Annotated in this window: 12 protein-coding genes; 4 read left to right on the top strand and 8 right to left on the bottom strand. The window is 51.0% G+C overall.

Translation table 11 applies throughout. From position 1 onward, the window contains the following. Nucleotides 1–4: 4 nt before the first annotated feature. Nucleotides 5–4,471 (bottom strand): glutamate synthase large subunit, encoded by a 4,467-nt coding sequence (gene gltB / locus AC27IB_RS15190; RefSeq protein WP_296044128.1) that lies wholly within the window; start codon nucleotides 4,469–4,471, stop codon nucleotides 5–7. A 746-nt stretch (nucleotides 4,472–5,217) separates the two neighbouring features. Here gltB and arcB point away from each other — a divergent pair. Both arcB and AC27IB_RS15180 read left to right on the top strand, forming a co-directional pair. Further along, entirely contained in the window at nucleotides 5,218–7,578 is a 2,361-nt protein-coding gene (arcB, locus tag AC27IB_RS15185) for an aerobic respiration two-component sensor histidine kinase ArcB (RefSeq protein WP_296044126.1), read from the top strand. An 18-nt stretch (nucleotides 7,579–7,596) separates the two neighbouring features. Further along, the gene (locus AC27IB_RS15180) at nucleotides 7,597–8,031 is read left to right on the top strand and encodes a hypothetical protein (RefSeq protein WP_487121960.1); all 435 of its coding nucleotides are present in this window, start codon (nucleotides 7,597–7,599) and stop codon (nucleotides 8,029–8,031) included. Here AC27IB_RS15180 and AC27IB_RS15175 read toward each other — a convergent pair. The 6 genes from AC27IB_RS15175 to AC27IB_RS15150 all read right to left on the bottom strand — a co-directional run bounded on the left by AC27IB_RS15175 (nucleotide 8,028) and on the right by AC27IB_RS15150 (nucleotide 15,307). Further along, nucleotides 8,028–8,447, bottom strand: coding sequence for a hypothetical protein (locus AC27IB_RS15175; protein ID WP_487121958.1), 420 nt, complete (start codon nucleotides 8,445–8,447; stop codon nucleotides 8,028–8,030). The two genes, AC27IB_RS15180 and AC27IB_RS15175, sit on opposite strands and share 4 nt — an antisense overlap. A 190-nt stretch (nucleotides 8,448–8,637) precedes the next feature. Further along, nucleotides 8,638–9,816, bottom strand: coding sequence for a 2-methylaconitate cis-trans isomerase PrpF (gene prpF / locus AC27IB_RS15170; protein ID WP_487121956.1), 1,179 nt, complete (start codon nucleotides 9,814–9,816; stop codon nucleotides 8,638–8,640). A gap of 53 nt (nucleotides 9,817–9,869) precedes the next feature. Further along, a complete protein-coding gene (gene acnD, locus AC27IB_RS15165) occupies nucleotides 9,870–12,458 on the bottom strand; it encodes a Fe/S-dependent 2-methylisocitrate dehydratase AcnD (protein ID WP_296044115.1) in 2,589 nt (862 codons plus the stop codon). 60 nt (nucleotides 12,459–12,518) lie between these two features. Beyond that, entirely contained in the window at nucleotides 12,519–13,643 is a 1,125-nt protein-coding gene (prpC, locus tag AC27IB_RS15160; RefSeq protein WP_296044112.1) for a bifunctional 2-methylcitrate synthase/citrate synthase, read from the bottom strand. A gap of 98 nt (nucleotides 13,644–13,741) precedes the next feature. Further along, nucleotides 13,742–14,620 (bottom strand): methylisocitrate lyase, encoded by an 879-nt coding sequence (gene prpB, locus AC27IB_RS15155; RefSeq protein ID WP_487121953.1) that lies wholly within the window; start codon nucleotides 14,618–14,620, stop codon nucleotides 13,742–13,744. 24 nt (nucleotides 14,621–14,644) lie between these two features. After that, nucleotides 14,645–15,307 carry a GntR family transcriptional regulator gene (locus tag AC27IB_RS15150; protein ID WP_105936501.1) on the bottom strand — a complete coding sequence of 221 codons (663 nt, stop codon included), beginning with the start codon at nucleotides 15,305–15,307 and terminating at the stop codon, nucleotides 14,645–14,647. A 358-nt stretch (nucleotides 15,308–15,665) separates the two neighbouring features. On the opposite strand from AC27IB_RS15150, the gene AC27IB_RS15145 reads away from it, so the two are divergent. Both AC27IB_RS15145 and AC27IB_RS15140 read left to right on the top strand, forming a co-directional pair. Beyond that, on the top strand, nucleotides 15,666–15,884 hold the full coding sequence (locus tag AC27IB_RS15145) for a hypothetical protein (protein ID WP_296044108.1): 219 nt from the start codon (nucleotides 15,666–15,668) through the stop codon (nucleotides 15,882–15,884). Nucleotides 15,885–15,893: 9 nt separating this feature from the next. Beyond that, complete coding sequence (locus AC27IB_RS15140; RefSeq protein ID WP_296044106.1) at nucleotides 15,894–16,424, top strand: hypothetical protein; 531 nt, start codon at nucleotides 15,894–15,896, stop codon at nucleotides 16,422–16,424. A gap of 38 nt (nucleotides 16,425–16,462) precedes the next feature. Here the strand turns inward: AC27IB_RS15140 and AC27IB_RS15135 are convergent, their stop codons facing one another. Beyond that, complete coding sequence (locus tag AC27IB_RS15135; protein ID WP_487121950.1) at nucleotides 16,463–19,381, bottom strand: diguanylate cyclase domain-containing protein; 2,919 nt, start codon at nucleotides 19,379–19,381, stop codon at nucleotides 16,463–16,465. Nucleotides 19,382–19,447 lie beyond the last annotated feature (66 nt).

Genomic DNA, 19,447 nt, shown 5'->3' with positions numbered 1-19,447 from the left:
CCCTCTATTGCGCCTGAATGCGCAGTTCCGCGCTGGAACGACTAATATGGCCCAACAGATTTTTCACATCACTGGTTTTTGGTTTGACCAGCTTAAAGCGATTCAGTGTATTGGTGAAATCATGCAGCAGATCCAATGAGAACTGACTGCCGGTTTCTTCGTAGTGCTGGTTGATCAGACCGCGTAAATGTTCGGCCAGAATGACTTTATCGTCGATATCCAGTACTTCCACCAACTCCTTGTTTACCCGGTTGTTGAGGTCGCCCTGCTCATCATACAGATAAGCAAAACCACCGGTCATACCGGCACCAAAGTTAATGCCTACCGGACCGAGTACCGCTACGATGCCTCCGGTCATGTATTCACAACCGTTGTCGCCAACCCCTTCTACTACCGCAATAGCCCCCGAGTTACGAACACCGAAACGCTCACCGGCACGCCCTGCAGCAAATAGCTTACCGCCAGTGGCACCGTACAGACAGGTATTGCCCATAATGGCACTTTCGTGGGCGTTGAATTCGCCTTTACGTGGCGGATAGATTACCAGCTTACCGCCGGTCATGCCTTTACCCACGTAATCGTTGGCATCGCCTTCGATATACATGTTCAGACCACCGGCGTTCCAAACGCCGAAGCTCTGGCCAGCCGTGCCTTTAAAGGTAACGGTGATTGGCATTTCTTCCATATCGTGGTTGCCGTAATGCTTGGCGATTTCACCCGACAATAATGCACCGACAGAGCGGTCTGTATTGCGGATGGGGTAACTTAAGTTAATGCCACAACCTTTGACTACCGCTTCTTTAGCATCCTTGAGCATTTTTGCGTTCAGGACGCCTTTGTCGAGCGGCGCATTGGTGGTTTCTGAGCAGAACAGACGGGTATGCTCTCCCGCTACCGGCTTGGCCAGTATCGGAGACAGATCCAGTTTATTTTGCTTAGCGGTATAACCGTCAAGTAATTCCAGTAATTCTGTGCGGCCGATCAGTTCATCAAACTTACGAACGCCCATGGAAGCCATGATTTCACGAACTTCCTGTGCCACGAACTTAAAGTAGTTCATGACCATTTCTGGCAGGCCAATAAAGTGGTCGCTGCGCAGTTTGTCGTCCTGAGTGGCTACACCGGTTGCGCAGTTGTTAAGGTGACAAATCCGCAGGTATTTACACCCTAAAGCAACCATCGGGCCGGTACCAAAACCAAAGCTCTCAGCGCCAAGAATAGCGGCTTTGATTACGTCCAGACCGGTTTTCAGGCCGCCATCGGTTTGTACCCTTACTTTATGCCGCAGGCCATTCTCAACCAGTGCCTGCTGTGTTTCAGACAGACCCAGTTCGAACGGACTACCCGCATATTTAACCGACGTTAACGGGCTGGCACCGGTGCCGCCGTCGTAGCCAGAAATTGTGATGAGGTCGGCATAGGCTTTAGCAACACCGGTTGCGATGGTGCCTACACCTGGCTCAGAAACCAGTTTCACTGAAATAAGTGCGGTTGGGTTCACTTGCTTCAGATCGAAGATTAACTGAGCTAAATCTTCAATAGAGTAAATATCGTGATGCGGTGGTGGTGAAATCAGGGTTACGCCTGGCACCGAGAACCGCAGTTGCGCGATATATTTATTGACTTTATCACCAGGTAACTGACCACCTTCACCCGGTTTCGCACCTTGTGCAACCTTGATCTGGATGACATTGGCATTAACCAGATAGTGAGGCGTTACGCCAAAGCGGCCGGAAGCAACCTGCTTGATTTTAGAGTTCTTTTCGGTGTTGAAGCGTTTGGGATCTTCTCCACCTTCACCTGAGTTAGACTGACCGCCTAAGCGGTTCATGGCAATCGCCAGCGCTTCATGGGCCTCAGGGCTCAGAGCGCCAATTGACATCGCGGCAGTATCAAAGCGAGGGAATAAATTCTCTGCTGATTCGACTTCGCTGATATCAACCGCTTCGCCGGCTGGCAGGACTTTCATGAGGTCGCGAAGGTGCGACGGCGATCGTTCATTCACCAACGCCGCGTACTGCTGATAGTCTGAATAGTTACCACTTACCACGGCAGTTTGCAGTGTTTTCACTACATCCGGGTTATAGGCATGGTATTCGCCATCGTGGACGTACTTGAGCAGGCCACCATGAGACATTTTCTTGCGTTTGAGCCAGGCAATCCGTGACAGGTTAACAGTGTCCTGTTGGAAATCATCAAAGGAAGCACCTTCAATTCTTGAAGTGACTCCTTTAAAGCACATCTCCACTACATCATGGCTGATACCAATGGCTTCAAACAGCTTGGAGCTACGATAACTTGCAACCGTGCTGATACCCATTTTCGACATGATCTTAAACAGGCCTTTATTGATCCCTTTACGGTAATTCAACACAGCTTGCATGGCGGATATATCCAGCTCACCTTTTTCGCACAGCTGTTCGATGGTTTCGTAGGCGAGGAACGGATAAATAGCCGTTGCACCCAAACCAATCAAAACGGCGAAATGATGCGGATCGCGGGCCGAGGCCGTTTCCACCACAATATTGGCATCACAGCGTAACTGCTGATCCACTAAGCGGCGGTTTACTGCGCCCACAGCCATAGCGGCAGGAACAGGCAGTTTGTTAGGCTTGATGTTACGGTCTGACAGTACCACAAAAGCGGCGCGTTTTTGCTTCACCAGGTATTCTACCTCGTGACAAATACGCTCAATGGCTTTCTTCAGCCCTTCATCCTGCGAGTATTGCAGATCAATAACTTCAGAATAGTAATGGTCAGGGTTAAATTCACGTAACTGTTTTAAATCGGTGTACATCAGTACCGGTGATTTAAACAATACGCGATCGGCATAACCACTGGTTTCACTGAAGACGTTTTGCTCACGACCAATACAGGTGGCCAGTGACATGACGTGGTTCTCCCGCAGCGGGTCGATAGGCGGGTTAGTTACCTGCGCAAACTGCTGACGGAAAAAATCGTACAGGGTACGGTGCTTGGAAGATAATACCGCCATAGGGGTATCATCACCCATTGAGCCAACGGCTTCCTGACCGTCCTTACCAAGCACTTTAATAACCTGATGAATTTCCTCATAACTGTAGTTAAACAGCTTATGATAGACCGCCATGGTGTCGTCGTTAAATACCCGCTGACCAATTAGCGAAGCATCCATATTCTCAATCGGCGTCAGTGAGCGGATATTTTTCTCAATCCACTCATGGTAGGGGTGACGGTCTTTCAGTTCGTCATCAATTTCGGTCGAACGCCAGATTTTACCGTTGTAAGTATCCACGGCAAGCATTTCACCGGGCCCAACGCGGCCTTTCTCCAGCACGTCTTCAGGCTCGTAATCCCAAATACCAATTTCAGAGGCCAGGGTAATAAAGCCGTTTTTAGTCAGCACATAACGGGCCGGACGCAGACCGTTACGGTCGAGGTTACAGGCAACATGACGACCGTTGGTCATTACGATACCCGCCGGACCATCCCAGGGTTCCATGTGCATTGAGTTAAACTCGTAGAATGCACGCAGTTTCGGATCCATGGTGTCATTATTCTGATACGCTGGTGGCACCAGTAAGCGCATGGCACGGAACAAGTCCATACCACCGGCCAGGAACAGTTCCAGCATGTTGTCCAGCGACGAAGAGTCAGACCCTTCGGTATTAACAAATGGCGCTGCGTCTTTCAGGTCCGGGATCAGTGGCGTAGCAAATTTACCGGTACGGGCCATTGCCCAGTCACGGTTGCCTTTAATGGTGTTAATTTCACCGTTGTGTGCCAGATAGCGGAACGGCTGTGCCAGCGGCCATTTCGGCAATGTGTTGGTTGAGAAGCGTTGGTGGAATACACAAATGCTACTTTTCAGATCTTCATCGGCGAGATCTTTATAGAAGGCTGGTAAGTCTTTGGGCATTACCAGGCCTTTATAGATAGTTACCAGGCCAGACAGACAGGCAACATAAAAGTCAGGGTCATTTTCGAGGCGTTTTTCTACCCGGCGACGCACCATAAATAAACGGCGTTCCAGGTCACGCTTACGCCAGCCAGCCGGGGCATTAACAAATACCTGCTCGATCTGGGGAACGCCAGTTAGCGCCAGTTCGCCCAGCACGTCATGATTGACCGGCACTTCACGCCAGCCCACCACATCAAGGGTTTCTTTTTGCAGCTCTTCATTAACGACTTCCCGCGCAGCCTGCGCCAGTGTCTCGTCCTGATTAAGGAAAATCATTCCCACCGCATATTTTTTGCTGAGCTTCCAGCCATGTTGCTCTGCTATCATGCGGAAGAAGGCATCAGGCTTTTGCAGTAGCAGACCACAACCGTCACCGGTTTTGCCGTCTGCGGCAATGCCGCCACGATGTTGCATGCGGTCAAGCCCTTCAATAGCGGTAGTCACCAGCTTATGACTGGCCTCACCTTCTATGTGGGCAATCAAACCAAATCCACAGTTATCCCGTGAATCGTTGGGATTATATAAACTCATTCTCTTAACTCCTTAAACCTTAGACTGGGCAAGGTATGCGCTGCATTTTTGGCCTGAAGTGGCATTTGCAACTGCGTAACAACGCGTATTAGAGACTGAAAAATAATGAAAAATCAGTCTGCGCCGGTTTGTCGTTAATTATTATTAGTGGATACCAGTCATATACCGCATTTTTATGCACTATTGCCAAGCGGGCCGTACAAAATACCGATATTGATTCCTAAAATCAATCGGAATGTGTGAGCCGGGTTTTATGAAATCGTATACAATCTTTGTTGTATATAAATATCAATGGCTTAGGCTGGTTATTGATTGCAAAAAAAATCGTAAAAAAATACTCAATCAGCGCTTAAAAACAATAATGCTACTTTTATGTCTACAACTTAAGTTGCATAAAAAATCGTATTATTTGGGTATTTACCCAGTTTTTCCAAGCAATGCTGAATGTTTATTTTAAATCAATCTGGCTGCTTCATAGACAGCATTGAACAAGGCTACCGCGTTAGTAACACCAGGTTATCGTTAACTGTGCGGTTGGATTGAACATATTATAAAGGCAGGCTTAATTGCCATTAAACCAATTATTACTGCAAAAGCCCAGTGCTGTGAAGACAATAATTGCAGGAGGCGAGGGCAAGGCCGTTGTCATTGCGCCGTTTTATCCGTCTTCAGCGGTACACTTAATCTATGCGAATCAGGCTAAGACCTGCTAGGATAGCGGCACCGAACAAAGAAGTATTTCAGTTATGCATCAAGAAACTCCGAATGACTCCTGGGCGATCCGTTTTGCGCAGTTTGTAGAGCGCTTTGGCACCATTAAGCTAAGTGTACTGTTTGTCGTGTTAACGCTGGGTTTTACCGTGGGAGGCTCTTATGTCATCCGCGTTAGCCTGGGCAGCGACGTGCAGCCTGATGACTTTATCAGCGCCGTGATCCTTACCATGCTTTCTGCCCCCTGGGTGTTGTATTTTTTCAGTGAGCTGGTGAAGCAATTGGAGCATTCGCGAACAAATCTTAAAGAAGTTGTCAGCCAGTTGGAGCACCTGCGTGAAGAAGATGTCTTCCTCAATCGCGAGCTGCAAAATAATATTCGTCAGTTAAATCATGAAATAGAACAGCGTAAGCATGCACAGGAAGAGCGGGAAACGGTCTTCAAGGAGCTTGAAAAAGAGATACAGGACAAGTCTGAAAAGGAAGCTCAGGCCCGGCGCTTATCGACGCTGTTACGCTCAATCATCGATGCATCGCCCGACCTGATTTACTATCGCAACGAAGAAGGCCGTTTTGCTGGCTGTAACCGGGTAGCAGAGCAGATGACCGGTAAAACCGAAAAAGAACTGCTCGGCTTAACGCCTCACGATGTGTATGAAGAAGACCTGGCCCGTCAGGTAGTTGCCAGCGATCACGAAGTACTTGAAGCCAATGCCAGTATTACTGAAGAACTCTGGCTGCGTTTTGCCGACGGACGGCGACGCTACTTTGAAATGCGTAAAGTGCCATTTTTCGATCAGGATGGGACGCGTTTAGGTCTGCTGGCTTTTGGCCGCGATATGACCGAGCGCAAACAGGCGGAGAGTGCGGCGGCCAAAGCCAGCACCGACAAAACCCGCTTTATTGCCACTATCAGTCACGAACTGCGTACCCCTTTAAATGGTATTGTTGGTCTGAGCCGCATGCTGCGTGATACCGAGCTTAACGAAGAACAATGGAGCTGGGTCAGTACAATCTACGCCAGCGCCATTACACTTGGCAATATCTTTAACGATATCATTGACCTGGATAAGCTGGACCGCGACAAACTGGAATTATCGCTTAAAACGGTCTCGCTGCGCGATTTCACCGACGAGTTGAGCTCAATCATTCGCTTGCTGGCTAAGGATAAATCGCTGGAGCTGATTACCAATATTGTCGAGCCTTTACCCAAGCAGGTAGAAGTAGATGGTACCCGCTTACGTCAAATACTGTGGAACATCCTGTTTAATGCCGTGAAGTTCACCCAGAAAGGTCACGTGTCACTCACGGTTTCGGCAACCCGTCCGGACAACGATATTTCGCTGGTCACTTACGTGATTGAAGACACCGGTGTAGGTATCCCTGACAGTGAAATCGATAAAATCTTTGCGATGTACTATCAGGTTGATCATCCGGATCACCAATCGGCAACCGGTACCGGTATCGGCCTGGCGATTTGTAAGCAGATGGTCGATTTGATGCATGGTGATATTAGAGTGGAGAGCGAGCAGGGCAAAGGCACCCGCTTTATCGTAGAACTGCCGCTGCAAGTCTCCAGTCGTCCCATGCAAGTAGCTCAGTTACAGGTCACCGGACTGAATATCCTGCTGGTCGAAGACATTGAGCTTAATGTAATGGTTGCTAAGGCGCTGCTGGAGAAATTAGGCCAGCACGTGGATGTGGCAATGACCGGTCAGGAAGCTATCGATAAAGCCCGGGAAACGACCTTCGACCTGATTTTCCTCGATATCCAGTTGCCGGATATGAACGGCTTTGATGTGGCTGCTACACTCCACGAAGAAGATTTAGTCATGCAAACGCCGATTGTGGCGCTGACCGCTAATGTGATTAAAAAGCGCGAAGAATACCTGCAAAACGGGATGGATGACGTGATAGCCAAACCGGTGAAAAAGAGCCGGGTGGTAGAAGTTCTCAACATGCTGTTTGCGGAGTCAGAAGTGGATCAACCGGCGCCGGAAGCCCCGCCGCGTAAGAAACTCGACAGCAGTAAATTGCTGACCAATATTCTGGATATGGAATTACTGCAAATGCTGGTAGATACCATCGGGGAAGATATGGTGCGCGCCAGTGTAAAAGTGTTCCACGAAAAAATGCCGGAATATATGGAAATCCTGCAGCTAAGTTTAAGTGCCGATGAGAAGTCGGAAGTGTGCGCTCAGGCCCATAAAATTAAAGGCGCGGCCAGCTCTGTAGGCCTGGCTCGGGTGCAGCGAATTGCCAATCAAATCCAGCAGGGCGATCACCCTGCCTGGTGGCAGAACGTGCATGACTGGGTAGAGGAACTGCAAATGGCGGTACCCCACGATATGGAAAAACTGCACGACTGGTTAAAAGAGCAAACCATCGACGATTAACTCGAAAAAGGAAGCGGCATGAAAGGGACTTGCCTGGTTGTTTTATTACTGACCACGTTTGCTGGTCAGTGTGCAGAGCGGCTCCGTGCTGAAGCGGGCATTGGCTGGGAGTATGGAGTCATCGGGTCCCAGGTTTCGTTACAAACGCCACTTGAACCGTTAGAAATCTTTGCCACCGTGGGGGTTGATGGATCATCTGACTCCGGTGGTTCGTTTCGCGGCGGCATGGGCGCCAGTGTTTTTCTCACTAAGTATTTCGCAGTCAGTGCTTATGGTGGAATGAATGCCACCAGTAATGCCTACGACGGTGATGTGGAACATGAGTTTGGCGGCTCCACAGGGATTAAAATATACCTGGCAGGTAAAAATAAGCCGGGGGTGGTTATCGGCGCAAGCTACTTATATGATGGTGAAGACTGGTCTCCACTGGCCTCAATCGCTTACCGTTTTTAGGCCTGTTGCTGTTGATGACTAATCAGTGAATTTAACCAGGCTTTAGCCTCATCGGCGTCTTCAAAAAATGCCACTTCATGGCCCTGCATTTCGTAAATCGAGGTGAACTGGTGCCTGGAAAGCAAGGGCGACTTGACGTCTTCAAACACTACGGCGGTCGCTACCCGGCCGAGCGTAATTTCTTTTTTAATTTGCTTGCGCAATAACGCAAAGGCCTCCGGCACGTAAACGGCTTCGCCGCGAAAGATTGCCAGCACACCCCAGGGCGAGCCGTACATGGCGCGCAGATTTTGCATGATCTTATCGTCAGATAAGTGCAATGACTCTGCATTCCAGGGGCCTTCACCCTTTAACACAATTAATCTGCCATCTATGGCGACACTTAATGAACCGTGTTTTTTAAACTTACCTGCCATATCCCATCTCCAGGTACTGTCATCTCCAGATAACTTCGTGATGAAATTCTATTGTGCGCTGTAACTCAGCAGAATGCCAGTGTTGTAACAAGAAAAGGGGTGACCAGCCCATGCCCAATAGTAGCTGGCCACCCAGAGAAAGCGGGTGTGCGTGGCGCTTCACGTGCAGTGAACAGCCAGCACTACACAGTTAAATCTGTGGTTCGGGGATATGTACGCGTCCTTCCATCAAAATGCGTGCTGAGCGGCTCATTACCGCTTTGGTGGCAGTCCATTTGCCGTTAACTAACGCCGCTTCTGCGCCAACCCCCAGAGTGCCTGAAGGGTGGCCGAATACCACGTTGGCGCGGTCAACACCACCAGCCGCATCATTCACCAGAGTGCCAGGGATAGCCGCTGCAGTGGCTATCGCTACGGCCGCCGTACCCATCATTGCGTGGTGCAGTTTGCCCATGGATAAGGCACGTACCAGTACATCAATGTCGTCGATGTCGATTGGCTTACCGCTCGATGAAACATAAGCGGCAGGCGGTGCAACAAAAGCAATTTTAGGCGTGTGTTGTCGACCAGCCGCTTCGCTGATATCGCTGATCAAGCCCATTTTTACCGCGCCGTGGGCACGCAGCGACTCAAACTTAGCCAGGGCTACCGGATCGCCGTTGATGTCATCCTGTAGCTCGGTACCGGTATAGCCTATATCGGCGGCATTCATAAAGATGGTTGGGATCCCGGCATTGATCATGGTGGCTTTTAAGCTGCCAAATTCCGGCGTTTCAAGGTCGTCTACCAGATTGCCGGTAGGGAACATATCGCCTTCGCCATCGGCAGGATCCATAAATTCGACCTTCACTTCGGCAGCGGGAAAGGTTACGCCGTCGAGTTCGAAGTTACCGGTTTCCTGCACTTCGCCATTGGTAATGGGTACATGCACATTAATGGCTTTGCTGATATTGACCTGCCAGACCCGCACCATAACAACGCCGTTATCAGGAATGCGCCCGGCATCGACTAAACCATTATTGACGGCGAAAGCACCGACAGCCGCGGTTAAGTTACCGCAGTTGCCGCTCCAGTCTACAAATGCTTTATCGATAGACACCTGACCAAACAGATAATCCACATCGTAGCCGTCGTGCTCGCTCTTACTTAAAATCACGGTTTTACTGGTGCTGGATGTAGCGCCGCCCATGCCGTCGGTTTGCTTACCGTAGGGATCGGGACTACCAATCACCCGTAATAACATCGCGTCACGGTAGGCACCGGGTTGTTGTGCCTGAGCCGGTAAGTCGGCCAGGTTAAAAAACACGCCTTTACTGGTGCCGCCACGCATATAGGTCGCGGGAATTTTTATTTGTGGTGCAAAAGCCATGAGTCTCTCTCGTAGGATACATAAGAGGGCCGAAGCCCTCAGTTAATTCAGGTTTACGCGTTGCCTTCCAGGAAGTCCTGGGCAAAGCGTTGTAAGACACCGCCAGCCGCATAAATAGAGACTTCTTCGCCAGTATCTAAACGACTGGTCACCGGCACCTCAACGCTTTCACCGTTGGCACGGTGAATCACCAGCGTTAACGTAGCGCCAGGCGTATGCTCGCCAAGTACGTCGTAGGTTTCGGTACCGTCTAAACCCAGGGTCTTACGGGTAGTTCCCTCTTTAAACTCAAGCGGTAACACGCCCATACCAATCAGGTTAGTACGGTGAATGCGCTCGAAGCCTTCCGCCACAATGGCTTCCACACCCGCTAACCGGACCCCTTTGGCTGCCCAGTCGCGGGACGAGCCCTGACCATAGTCGGCGCCCGCCACGATGATCAGTGGCTGCTTGCGCTCCATGTAAGTTTCAATGGCTTCCCACATGCGGGTCACTTTACCTTCCGGCTCAATACGCGCCAGTGAACCTTGCTTGACCTCGCCGTTTTCAACGACCATCTCGTTGAAAATCTTCGGGTTGGCCAGTGTGGCACGCTGGGCCGTTAAGTGATCGCCGCGGTGAGTGGCATAAGAGTTAAAGTCTTCTTCCGGCAGCCCCATTTTCGCCAGGTATTCACCGGCTGCACTGCTCGCCATAATGGCATTGGATGGCGATAAATGGTCCGTCGTAATGTTATCTGGCAGGATGGCCAGAGGACGCATTCCCTTGAGCGTACGCTCTGCCGCCAATGCACCTTCCCAATAAGGGGGGCGACGGATATAGGTGCTCATTTCACGCCACTTGTATAGTGGGTCGATGTCATCACCGTAATCAACCGACAGGTCAAACATAGGTTCATACACCTTGTTGAACTGCTCAGGTTTTACCGAGGCTTTTACTACGGCATCGATTTCTTCGTCACTTGGCCAGATGTCTTTCAGGGTGACCGGCTCGCCATCCTGATCGTAGCCAAGGATGTCTTTTTCGATATCAAAGCGCACGGTACCGGCAATGGCGTAAGCCACTACCAGCGGTGGTGAGGCTAAGAAAGCCTGTTTGGCGTATGGGTGGATACGACCATCGAAGTTACGGTTGCCAGAGAGAACCGCAGTGGCGTAGAGGTCGCGGTCGATGATTTCCTGCTGAATACGCGGATCCAGCGCACCACTCATACCATTACAGGTAGTACAGGCAAAGGCCACCACACCAAAACCAAGCTGTTCCAACTCGGGTAACAGGTTAGCTTCTTCGAGATACATTTTTACCACTTTTGAGCCTGGTGCCAGTGAGCTTTTCACCCAGGGCTTACGCACCAGGCCTTTGGCATTAGCATTACGTGCCAACAAACCGGCAGCCACTACGTTGCGCGGGTTACTGGTGTTGGTACAACTGGTAATCGCGGCGATGATCACCGCGCCATCCGGCATTAAGCCTTCCTGTTCTTCCCACTTGCCGGCGATGCCACGGGCGGCGAGATCGCTGGTGGCTAAACGTGCATGAGGGTTCGAAGGGCCAGCCATGTTGCGCGTCACTGACGATAAATCAAAGGTCAGTACACGCTCATATTCGGCTTCGGTCAGGGTATCGGCCCACAGACCAGCCTGTTTGGCATAGGTTTCAACCAGCTCCACCTGCTCAGCGGTACGCCCGGTGAGTGTCAGATAATCCAGGGTCTGATTGTCGATGTAGAACATCGCTGCCGTGGCACCGTATTCCGGCGTCATATTAGAGATCGTCGCGCGGTCACCCAAGGTTAAGTGCGCGGCACCTTCGCCATAGAATTCCAGGTAGGCAGAGACTACACGTTCTTTACGCAGGAATTCGGTCAGAGCCAGTACGATATCGGTGGCAGTAATGCCCGGCTGTGGTTTACCGGTTAACTCAACACCCACGATATTGGGTAAGCGCATGTAAGAAGCACGACCGAGCATCACGCTCTCTGCTTCCAGGCCGCCGACACCCACGGCGATAACACCTAAGGCGTCAACGTGCGGGGTATGGCTGTCGGTGCCAACCAGCGTGTCCGGGAAGGCCACGCCGTCTTTGGCATGCACAACCGGAGACATTTTCTCCAGGTTAATCTGGTGCATAATGCCGTTGCCTGGTGGAATAACATCCACGTTTTTAAACGCGGTTTTTGTCCAGTTGATAAAGTGGAAACGGTCGTCGTTACGACGGTCTTCAATGGCGCGGTTTTTCTCAAAGGCATCTTCTTCGAAACCGGCATGTTCAACAGCCAGAGAGTGATCCACAATTAACTGAGTTGGTACGACCGGGTTGACTTTGGATGGATCACCGCCTTTTTCGGCAATGGCATCACGTAAGCCGGCTAAGTCAACCAGGGCGGTCTGTCCTAATATGTCGTGGCATACCACGCGCGCCGGGAACCACGGAAAATCAAGGTCGCGTTTGCGCTCGATTAACTGAATGAGTGAGTCTTTTAACTGTTCCGGAGGACAACGGCGAACCAGGTTTTCTGCGTGCACCCGTGAGGTGTAGGGCAGAGTGTCAAAGGCGCCGGGTTTAATGGCGTCAACGGCTTCACGCGCGTCGAAATAGTCCAGATTGGTGCCTGTCAGGCTTTTACGGTATTCGGTATTCATGACGTATCCTAAAGCGTTGCATAGATGCCGCTTCGACGGTCACGAAGCGGCAATAAGGATTTAAGCGCGATCTGCGATAGCAGGTACCGGGCGCAGATCTTCGCCAGTGTAGTCTGCAGAAGGGCGAATAATGCGGTTGTCAGCGCGTTGTTCCATTACGTGAGCAGCCCAGCCTGTTAAACGTGACATCACGAAGATAGGCGTAAACAGTTTGGTTGGAATACCCATAAAGTGGTAAGCCGATGCATGGAAGAAATCCGCGTTACAAAACAGTTTCTTCTCGCGCCACATGACTTCTTCACAACGAACCGATACCGGATAGAGCACAGTATCACCTACATCGGCTGCCAGTTTCTCTGACCAGCCTTTAATGATCTCATTACGCGGATCTGACTCAGAGTAAACCGCATGACCAAAGCCCATGATTTTCTCTTTACGCTCCAGCTTGCCCATCATTTCGGCTTCAGCATGTTCAGGTGACGTAAAGTTTTCAATCAGTTCCATGGCCGCTTCGTTGGCACCACCGTGCAGCGGTCCACGTAGTGAACCAATCGCACCAGTAATACAAGAGTGCATGTCGGATAAGGTTGAGGCACAAACGCGAGCGGTAAAGGTTGAAGCATTAAACTCGTGTTCTGCGTACAGGATCAGCGATACGTGCATGACCTGTTCGTGCAGAGCATTTGGCTTTTCGCCATGTAGCATATGCAGGAAGTGCGCACCAATAGAGTTGTCATCGGTGTTAACGTCGATACGTACGCCATCATGAGAGAAACGATACCAGTAACAAATGATACTTGGGAAACACGCTAACAGCCGGTCGGTAATCGCGTCCTGCTCGCTAAAGTCGTTTTCCATTTCCAGGTTACCTAACATGGAACAACCGGTACGCATTACATCCATAGGATGGGCATCGGCCGGGATACGTTCCAGTACGTCCAGCAAGGCCTGTGGTAAACTGCGCATGCCTTTCAGCTTGGCTTTGTATGCATCCAGTTCTGACTGGTTAGGGAGCTTACCCTTAAGAATCAGATAGGCAACTTCTTCAAACTGACAGGTATTGGCCAGGTCCTTTACATCGTAACCGCGATAGGTCAGGCCAGAGCCTGAAACACCTACTGTTGATAAAGCGGTTTTACCGGCTACCTGACCACGTAAGCCTGCACCACTGAGTACTTTAGCCATCGTTTATCTCCTAATGTAATTTTTGTAGAGTACATTTATTCGGGCTGACGCTGTGCGGGTGGCAAAACCCGATTGGGCGGCATCAGCCGGTTAATCACTTACTTGTTTTTACCTTCCGCAAATAAAGCATCGAGCTTTTGCTCATACTCGTGGTAACCGAGGTATTCATAGAGTTCCATGCGAGTTTGCATCATGTCTGTGACCGCTTTTTGATCACCGTCTTTCAAGATGGCGGTGTAAACCGTTTCGGCGGCTTTGTTCATGGCTCGGAACGCACTCAATGGATAAAGCACCATGGCAGCCCCCCATTCGCCGAGCTGTTCTTTATTCCACAGCTCGGTTTGACCAAATTCGGTAATATTCGCCAGAATCGGTACATCCAGGGCTTCAGCGAAGGCACGGTAATGCTCTTCTGTTTTAACTGCCTCGGCGAAAATACCGTCAGCACCGGCAGCCACATAAGCCTTCGCGCGTTCAATGGCTTTTTCCAGACCTTCCTGAGCGAAAGCATCGGTGCGGGCCATGATAAAAAAGTCCGGGTCGGTTCGGGCATCCACAGCGGCTTTGATACGGTCAACCATTTCAGCAGTAGATACGATTTCTTTGTTTGGACGGTGGCCGCAACGTTTTTGGGCAACCTGGTCTTCCATGTGCACTGCAGCAGCACCGGCTTTTTCCATGTCTTTAATGGTCTTGGCAATGTTAAATGCACCGCCCCAGCCGGTGTCGATATCTACCAGTAAAGGCAGGTTGCAGGCAGAGGTAATGCGCTGCACGTCAACGATCACGTCATTCAATGATGTCATGCCCAGATCCGGCAGACCGTAGGAGGCATTCGCAACACCACCACCAGAGAGGTAGATAGCCTTATGGCCAATGGCTTTAGCCATCATGGCACTGTAGGCATTAATGGTGCCTACGATTTGAAGCGGTTTATTGTCGGCCAATGCCTGACGAAATTTTTTACCTGCGCTCATAATCATTCTCTTGGTTTAGGTTGATTAGGATTGAAGCAACTTGCGTTCAATATTGTTTTTTGAATACAAAATGTGACGTCGCATGAGCATTTCTGCCAGTTCTTCATCACGATTTGCGATTGCCTGTACCACGTGCTTGTGTTCATCAAACGCGGTGGTCACCCGAGGCCCGGCCATGCCGAGCTGCACACGGTACATGCGAATTAAATGGTAGATGCCGTTCACCAGCACTTCGATGAGATGTTGATTCTTACTGCCCAGAATAATGCGGTAATGAAAATCCAGATCGCCGGCTTCCTGATAGTAAGACTCGCCGCCTTTAACGGTTTGAAAGTGATTATCGAGCAGGGCGGTAAGGTCGGCAATTTCTTCATCAGACATGTTCTTCGCCGCCAGACGTGCGGCCATGCCCTCGAGGGCTTCGCGCACCTGATAAAGCTGAATTAAACCTTCTGGCGTTAAAGAGACGATTCGGGCCCCGACATTGGCTTTACGCTCAACTAAATGACAGGATTCCAGGCGATTAATTGCCTCCCGGATCACGGCTCGACTTACCTGATACTTTGTCGACAGTTCAGTTTCGCTGAGTTTACTGCCTGCCGGGATAGCGCCTTCAACAATATCTACCCGGAGCTGTAAAAAGGTTTTATCAGCACTGGTAACAGCTTGTTCTGCAAAGGCTGCGATACTCACAATTAATGGCTCACTATTAGAAATTATGTCGACAATATAGGCGTTACCATGGCGGTAGTCAATAGAAATGCGGCTTTATTGTCGACAAAGTTGAGCTTTGGGAAGGGAGGATATCGGCATGTTAATTCGGCTAGTCGGTGGCCAGCCCCTGCCAGTACTGCGCTCTGCGTGAGAGCCAGTATAGCTGATTGTAAATTGAGCGGTAGCACCGTACCACCAAAGTATTATGTCGACGATTATGATGCAATGTGGGCGGCGTGTTTACTCCAGATTAAGGTGGGCTGCTTGTGGTTGGTTGTGCTGCATGCTAATTTTTGTGAGAGGAGTAGTGGCCAAATACAAGGAAGAAAACATGGGATCAATTAATGCGAGCTTGCTGGGCACATTGATGATTGGGCTAATGATTATTATGGCGGCTACGGGGTATTGCCTTGGCAAGCGTAAAACTGAGACCCCGCTGCTCACTACCATACTGGCGGTTGTTTCTGCGCTGATACCACCGCTGGCGCTGATCTTTTTAATGATTCTGGTACTGAAAAAGGATGTGCGGCCTGCGGCACCTATCAGGTAAGGAGGGCGGATGAACGACCATCTCCACGGTATCGATAAATTTGTTCAGCAAGTCCGCGCAGATTTTACTGCTACCGACCCTGAATACTCACAATTGCAACCGATGGGGCAAGCGCTCAAAAGTATTTGTATGGCGAAGGGTTTTGCAACCGGCTTGTTCCGACAGGCTGATCCCGGTGAGGAACTGATGTATCCACTCAGTGTGGACCCCAATGGTGGTCCATCAGCCTATCTGGTGTCTGATGGCATTGGTGTGGATACGCCGCCTCATGACCATCATACCTGGGCTGTCATCGTGGGGCTTCGCGGAACTGAATACCATCTCTTTTATCGGCACCTGGATAACACCAGTCATACCGTGATTAATACAGCAGAATGCGCCGTGGCCACAGGAGACATACTGGTCATGGAGAAGAGTGAAATCCATGCTATCGATGCCGGGCGCGGGCAACATCCTACCTGGCATGTGCATTTATACGGGCGCGCCCAAAGTAAACTGCCTGACTTTGCCAGTCGCTGTTATGAAGTCTCTGGAAGTTGATATAGGCGCTATAACCGGCTCTTAAACAATCAGACCGATTAGATCAGCTGAGTACAGTTGCGGCCTTTTTCTTTTGCAGTATATAACGCGCTGTCTGCCCGGGAAATCAACAGGTCAAAGGTATCTGCGCTTTGATAAGTGGTAACGCCAATACTGATGCTCAGAGCAATGCTCGGCGCGATGGCGGTGCTATCGATTTCAGTAATGGCCTGGCGAATGCGCTCGCAGATAACCCGTGCCGCCTCGCGCTCGCAGTTAGGTAACAATAACGCAAACTCCTCGCCGCCCCAACGGGCCACCAAATCTTCGTCCCGACAAAAGCGACTGATTTCCTGCGCCACCTGCATCAGAACCTGATCGCCAATACTGTGATTGTAAGTATCATTTATTTGTTTGAAATGATCGATATCCAGCAGCGCCAGGCAAAGTGGCTGCTCGCGGCGTCTGGCTCGTGCACATTCGCTGTGGAGCGCTTCATCAAATGCTCGCCGGTTGGCCAGCCCGGTTAGCTTATCTGAGCGGGCTTGTTGCTCAAATTCAGCAGCCTGGCGTTTGAGTTCCAGCAGCAGCGCTGAGCGTTCTTCATCCACTTTACGCAGGTTATCGGCCTGCCGCTTAAGTGTATAAGTTTGCTCTGCCACCTGAGAGCTGAGTTCTTCGGCGCGCTGACGCAGGCTTTTCATTCGCCAACGGTGTGCCACAATGACTATGGCTATCGCACCCAGCAGCACGGCAAACCAAAATCCGGTTTGCTGCCAGAAGTAGGGAGCAATAGTAAACCGGAAGCTGGCATTTTTTTCGCTCCAGGCTCCGCCTGGGTAGGAAGCACTGACTAAAAACTGATAGTCGCCCGGTGGCAGGTTAGTGTATTCGGCAATCGTGTTTGAGCCCCGTTCTACCCAGCTGTTGTCGAATCCCTGTAACTGAGTGCGATACTGAATACGTTCTGGCATCACAAAACCCAGGCCGGCAAATTGGATTTCAATACGGTCTGCGCCAGCGGCTATGTCTTTTTCGGATTGTAACGGCGTTACCGAGCCGTTGACCTTAAATCCTTCAATGACTACCGGTGGTGTATTGGCTGAAAAACGGGTCAGATCTGCCGGGTTTACCCGACTGGCCCCTTTGGATGTCGCAAACCATACGGTGCCGTCCTGGGCCAGTGTGGCCGCCTGCATGGAGCCGCCATTCGCCTGGGCACTCTGCATGCCATCACTTTCGCCAAACAGTTCGTAATCGACACTCTGGCGTTGCCCGGCGAGGTACTCGTTGATCTGCTCGCGTCTGAAACGCAATATGCCACGGTTACTGCTTAACCACAGGTGCCGGTCACGGTCTATTACAGCTTGAAATGGCAATCCGGCGTCGCGGCCGAGCATCGTTAAGCGGCCACTCGCCAGCTCGTAAGCCACTAAACCGCGATCGGTGCTCATCCATAACAGCCCGGCGTCCGGATCCGGAGCAAAACCAAAGGCATATTCCGCATCATCCAGGTTGCTGATATCGACCGGCGTAATGTGTCCGTCAGGACGGCGTATAACAACACCGCCGCCAGTACCAATAAACAAACGCCCGTCATCATGTAAGTACAGACCCATCACAAACGGCGTTGGCAAGCCATCCTCAGTGGTATAGCTGGTCACGCCCGAGCTGTCTACGTAGTTTAATCCGTGGCCGGTACCGACCCAGAGTCCACCGTCTGGTGCCACCGCGATGGCTCTGACTTCATTAGCGAGTAAACCTGAGCGTCGGTTGAATTGCTGAACAACCGTATTACCCTGCCATTGCAGCACGCCGTCGGAGTATGTGCCTATCCACACTGACCCCTCTGGCCCTTCGACCATACTAAGCACCGACTGGCCGTCGCTGTTTGCTGAAAAGTCGATGGTTTCTATACCGGCCGTAGTAACCCGGCTTACCCCCTGACTACTGCCAACCCAGATGCTGCCGTCACTGTGTGACAGTACCGAACGAATATAGTCGCCGGCTAAACCTTGCTCTGCCGTTAGGGTTACAAAGGGGGCGTCACGAAGTCTGAACAAGCCGCCGTTGGTGCCCACCCAGATGCTGTTTTCCCGGTCGCGAAATATTGACAGGATGCGGTTGTTTGGCAGACCCGCCGCCATGGTTAAACTTTCAAGCCCGGCATCAGTGTAGCGCAGCAGCCCCCGGTCGGTGGTGCCTATCCAGATTTGCTCATCGAATGCCAGTAAGACCGAGACAGGGAGGTTCATTAACTGCGGCGAAAAGACGCTGATTTTACCTGCCTGATACTGGTAAAGGCCGCGCTCGGTACCAATCAGCAAGCCGTTGTCATAGGCTATCAGGGCTAGCACCGGTACGGCTGGTAAACCGGCAACCAGTTCGGGCTGAAAGTTGTCATCTTCCCGGTTTAAGCGAACCAGTCCGCGCCCGGTACCCAGCCAGACTATGCCATCCTCGGTAGTCAGCACACTGGATACCACATTACTCGGTAAGCCTTGCTGAATAGTCAGCTGGATACGCTCTCCCTCAGGAGTCTGGCGGTAAGCCCCCTGGCCTTCAGTGGCCACCCACAGGTTACCCTGGGTGTCATCGGCCACGGCGTTAATTAGTACTTTGAAGGGCGGCCAGCTTTGCCAGTCATCCTGGCGGCGTTCACTCAACCCGCCCCGGGCACCGGCAAAGATAAGGTGTTGCTGATGATTTCTGTAGATGGTGCGGATCCCGACATCCGGCATCCCGCTGGGTTCGCCACGACCAAAGACGGTAAATGCCCGTCCGTTAAAACGTGCAGCACCTTCCCAGGTGCCTATCCACAGATAGCCGTCTTCACTTTGCGCTATGGCATTAATAGTATTGTGGGGAAGGCCGTCACGAGTGGTCCAGACTTCTTTAAAATAGTCGCTAAGCTGTGATGAGGCGGCATAGCCTGTGATACTGAATAAAACAGTCAGGGAGAAAAGTACTGTACGCATGGCGACTTGATGGGAAGTCTGGCGACTGAAGTACCTGGGCATCCACAATTATCCGATAAACATAAG

This window comes from Alteromonas sp. 4NH20-0104 (assembly GCF_057547795.1).
Note: the sequence above shows the minus strand (reverse complement) of the source record. Positions and strands in the feature narration are given on the sequence as shown.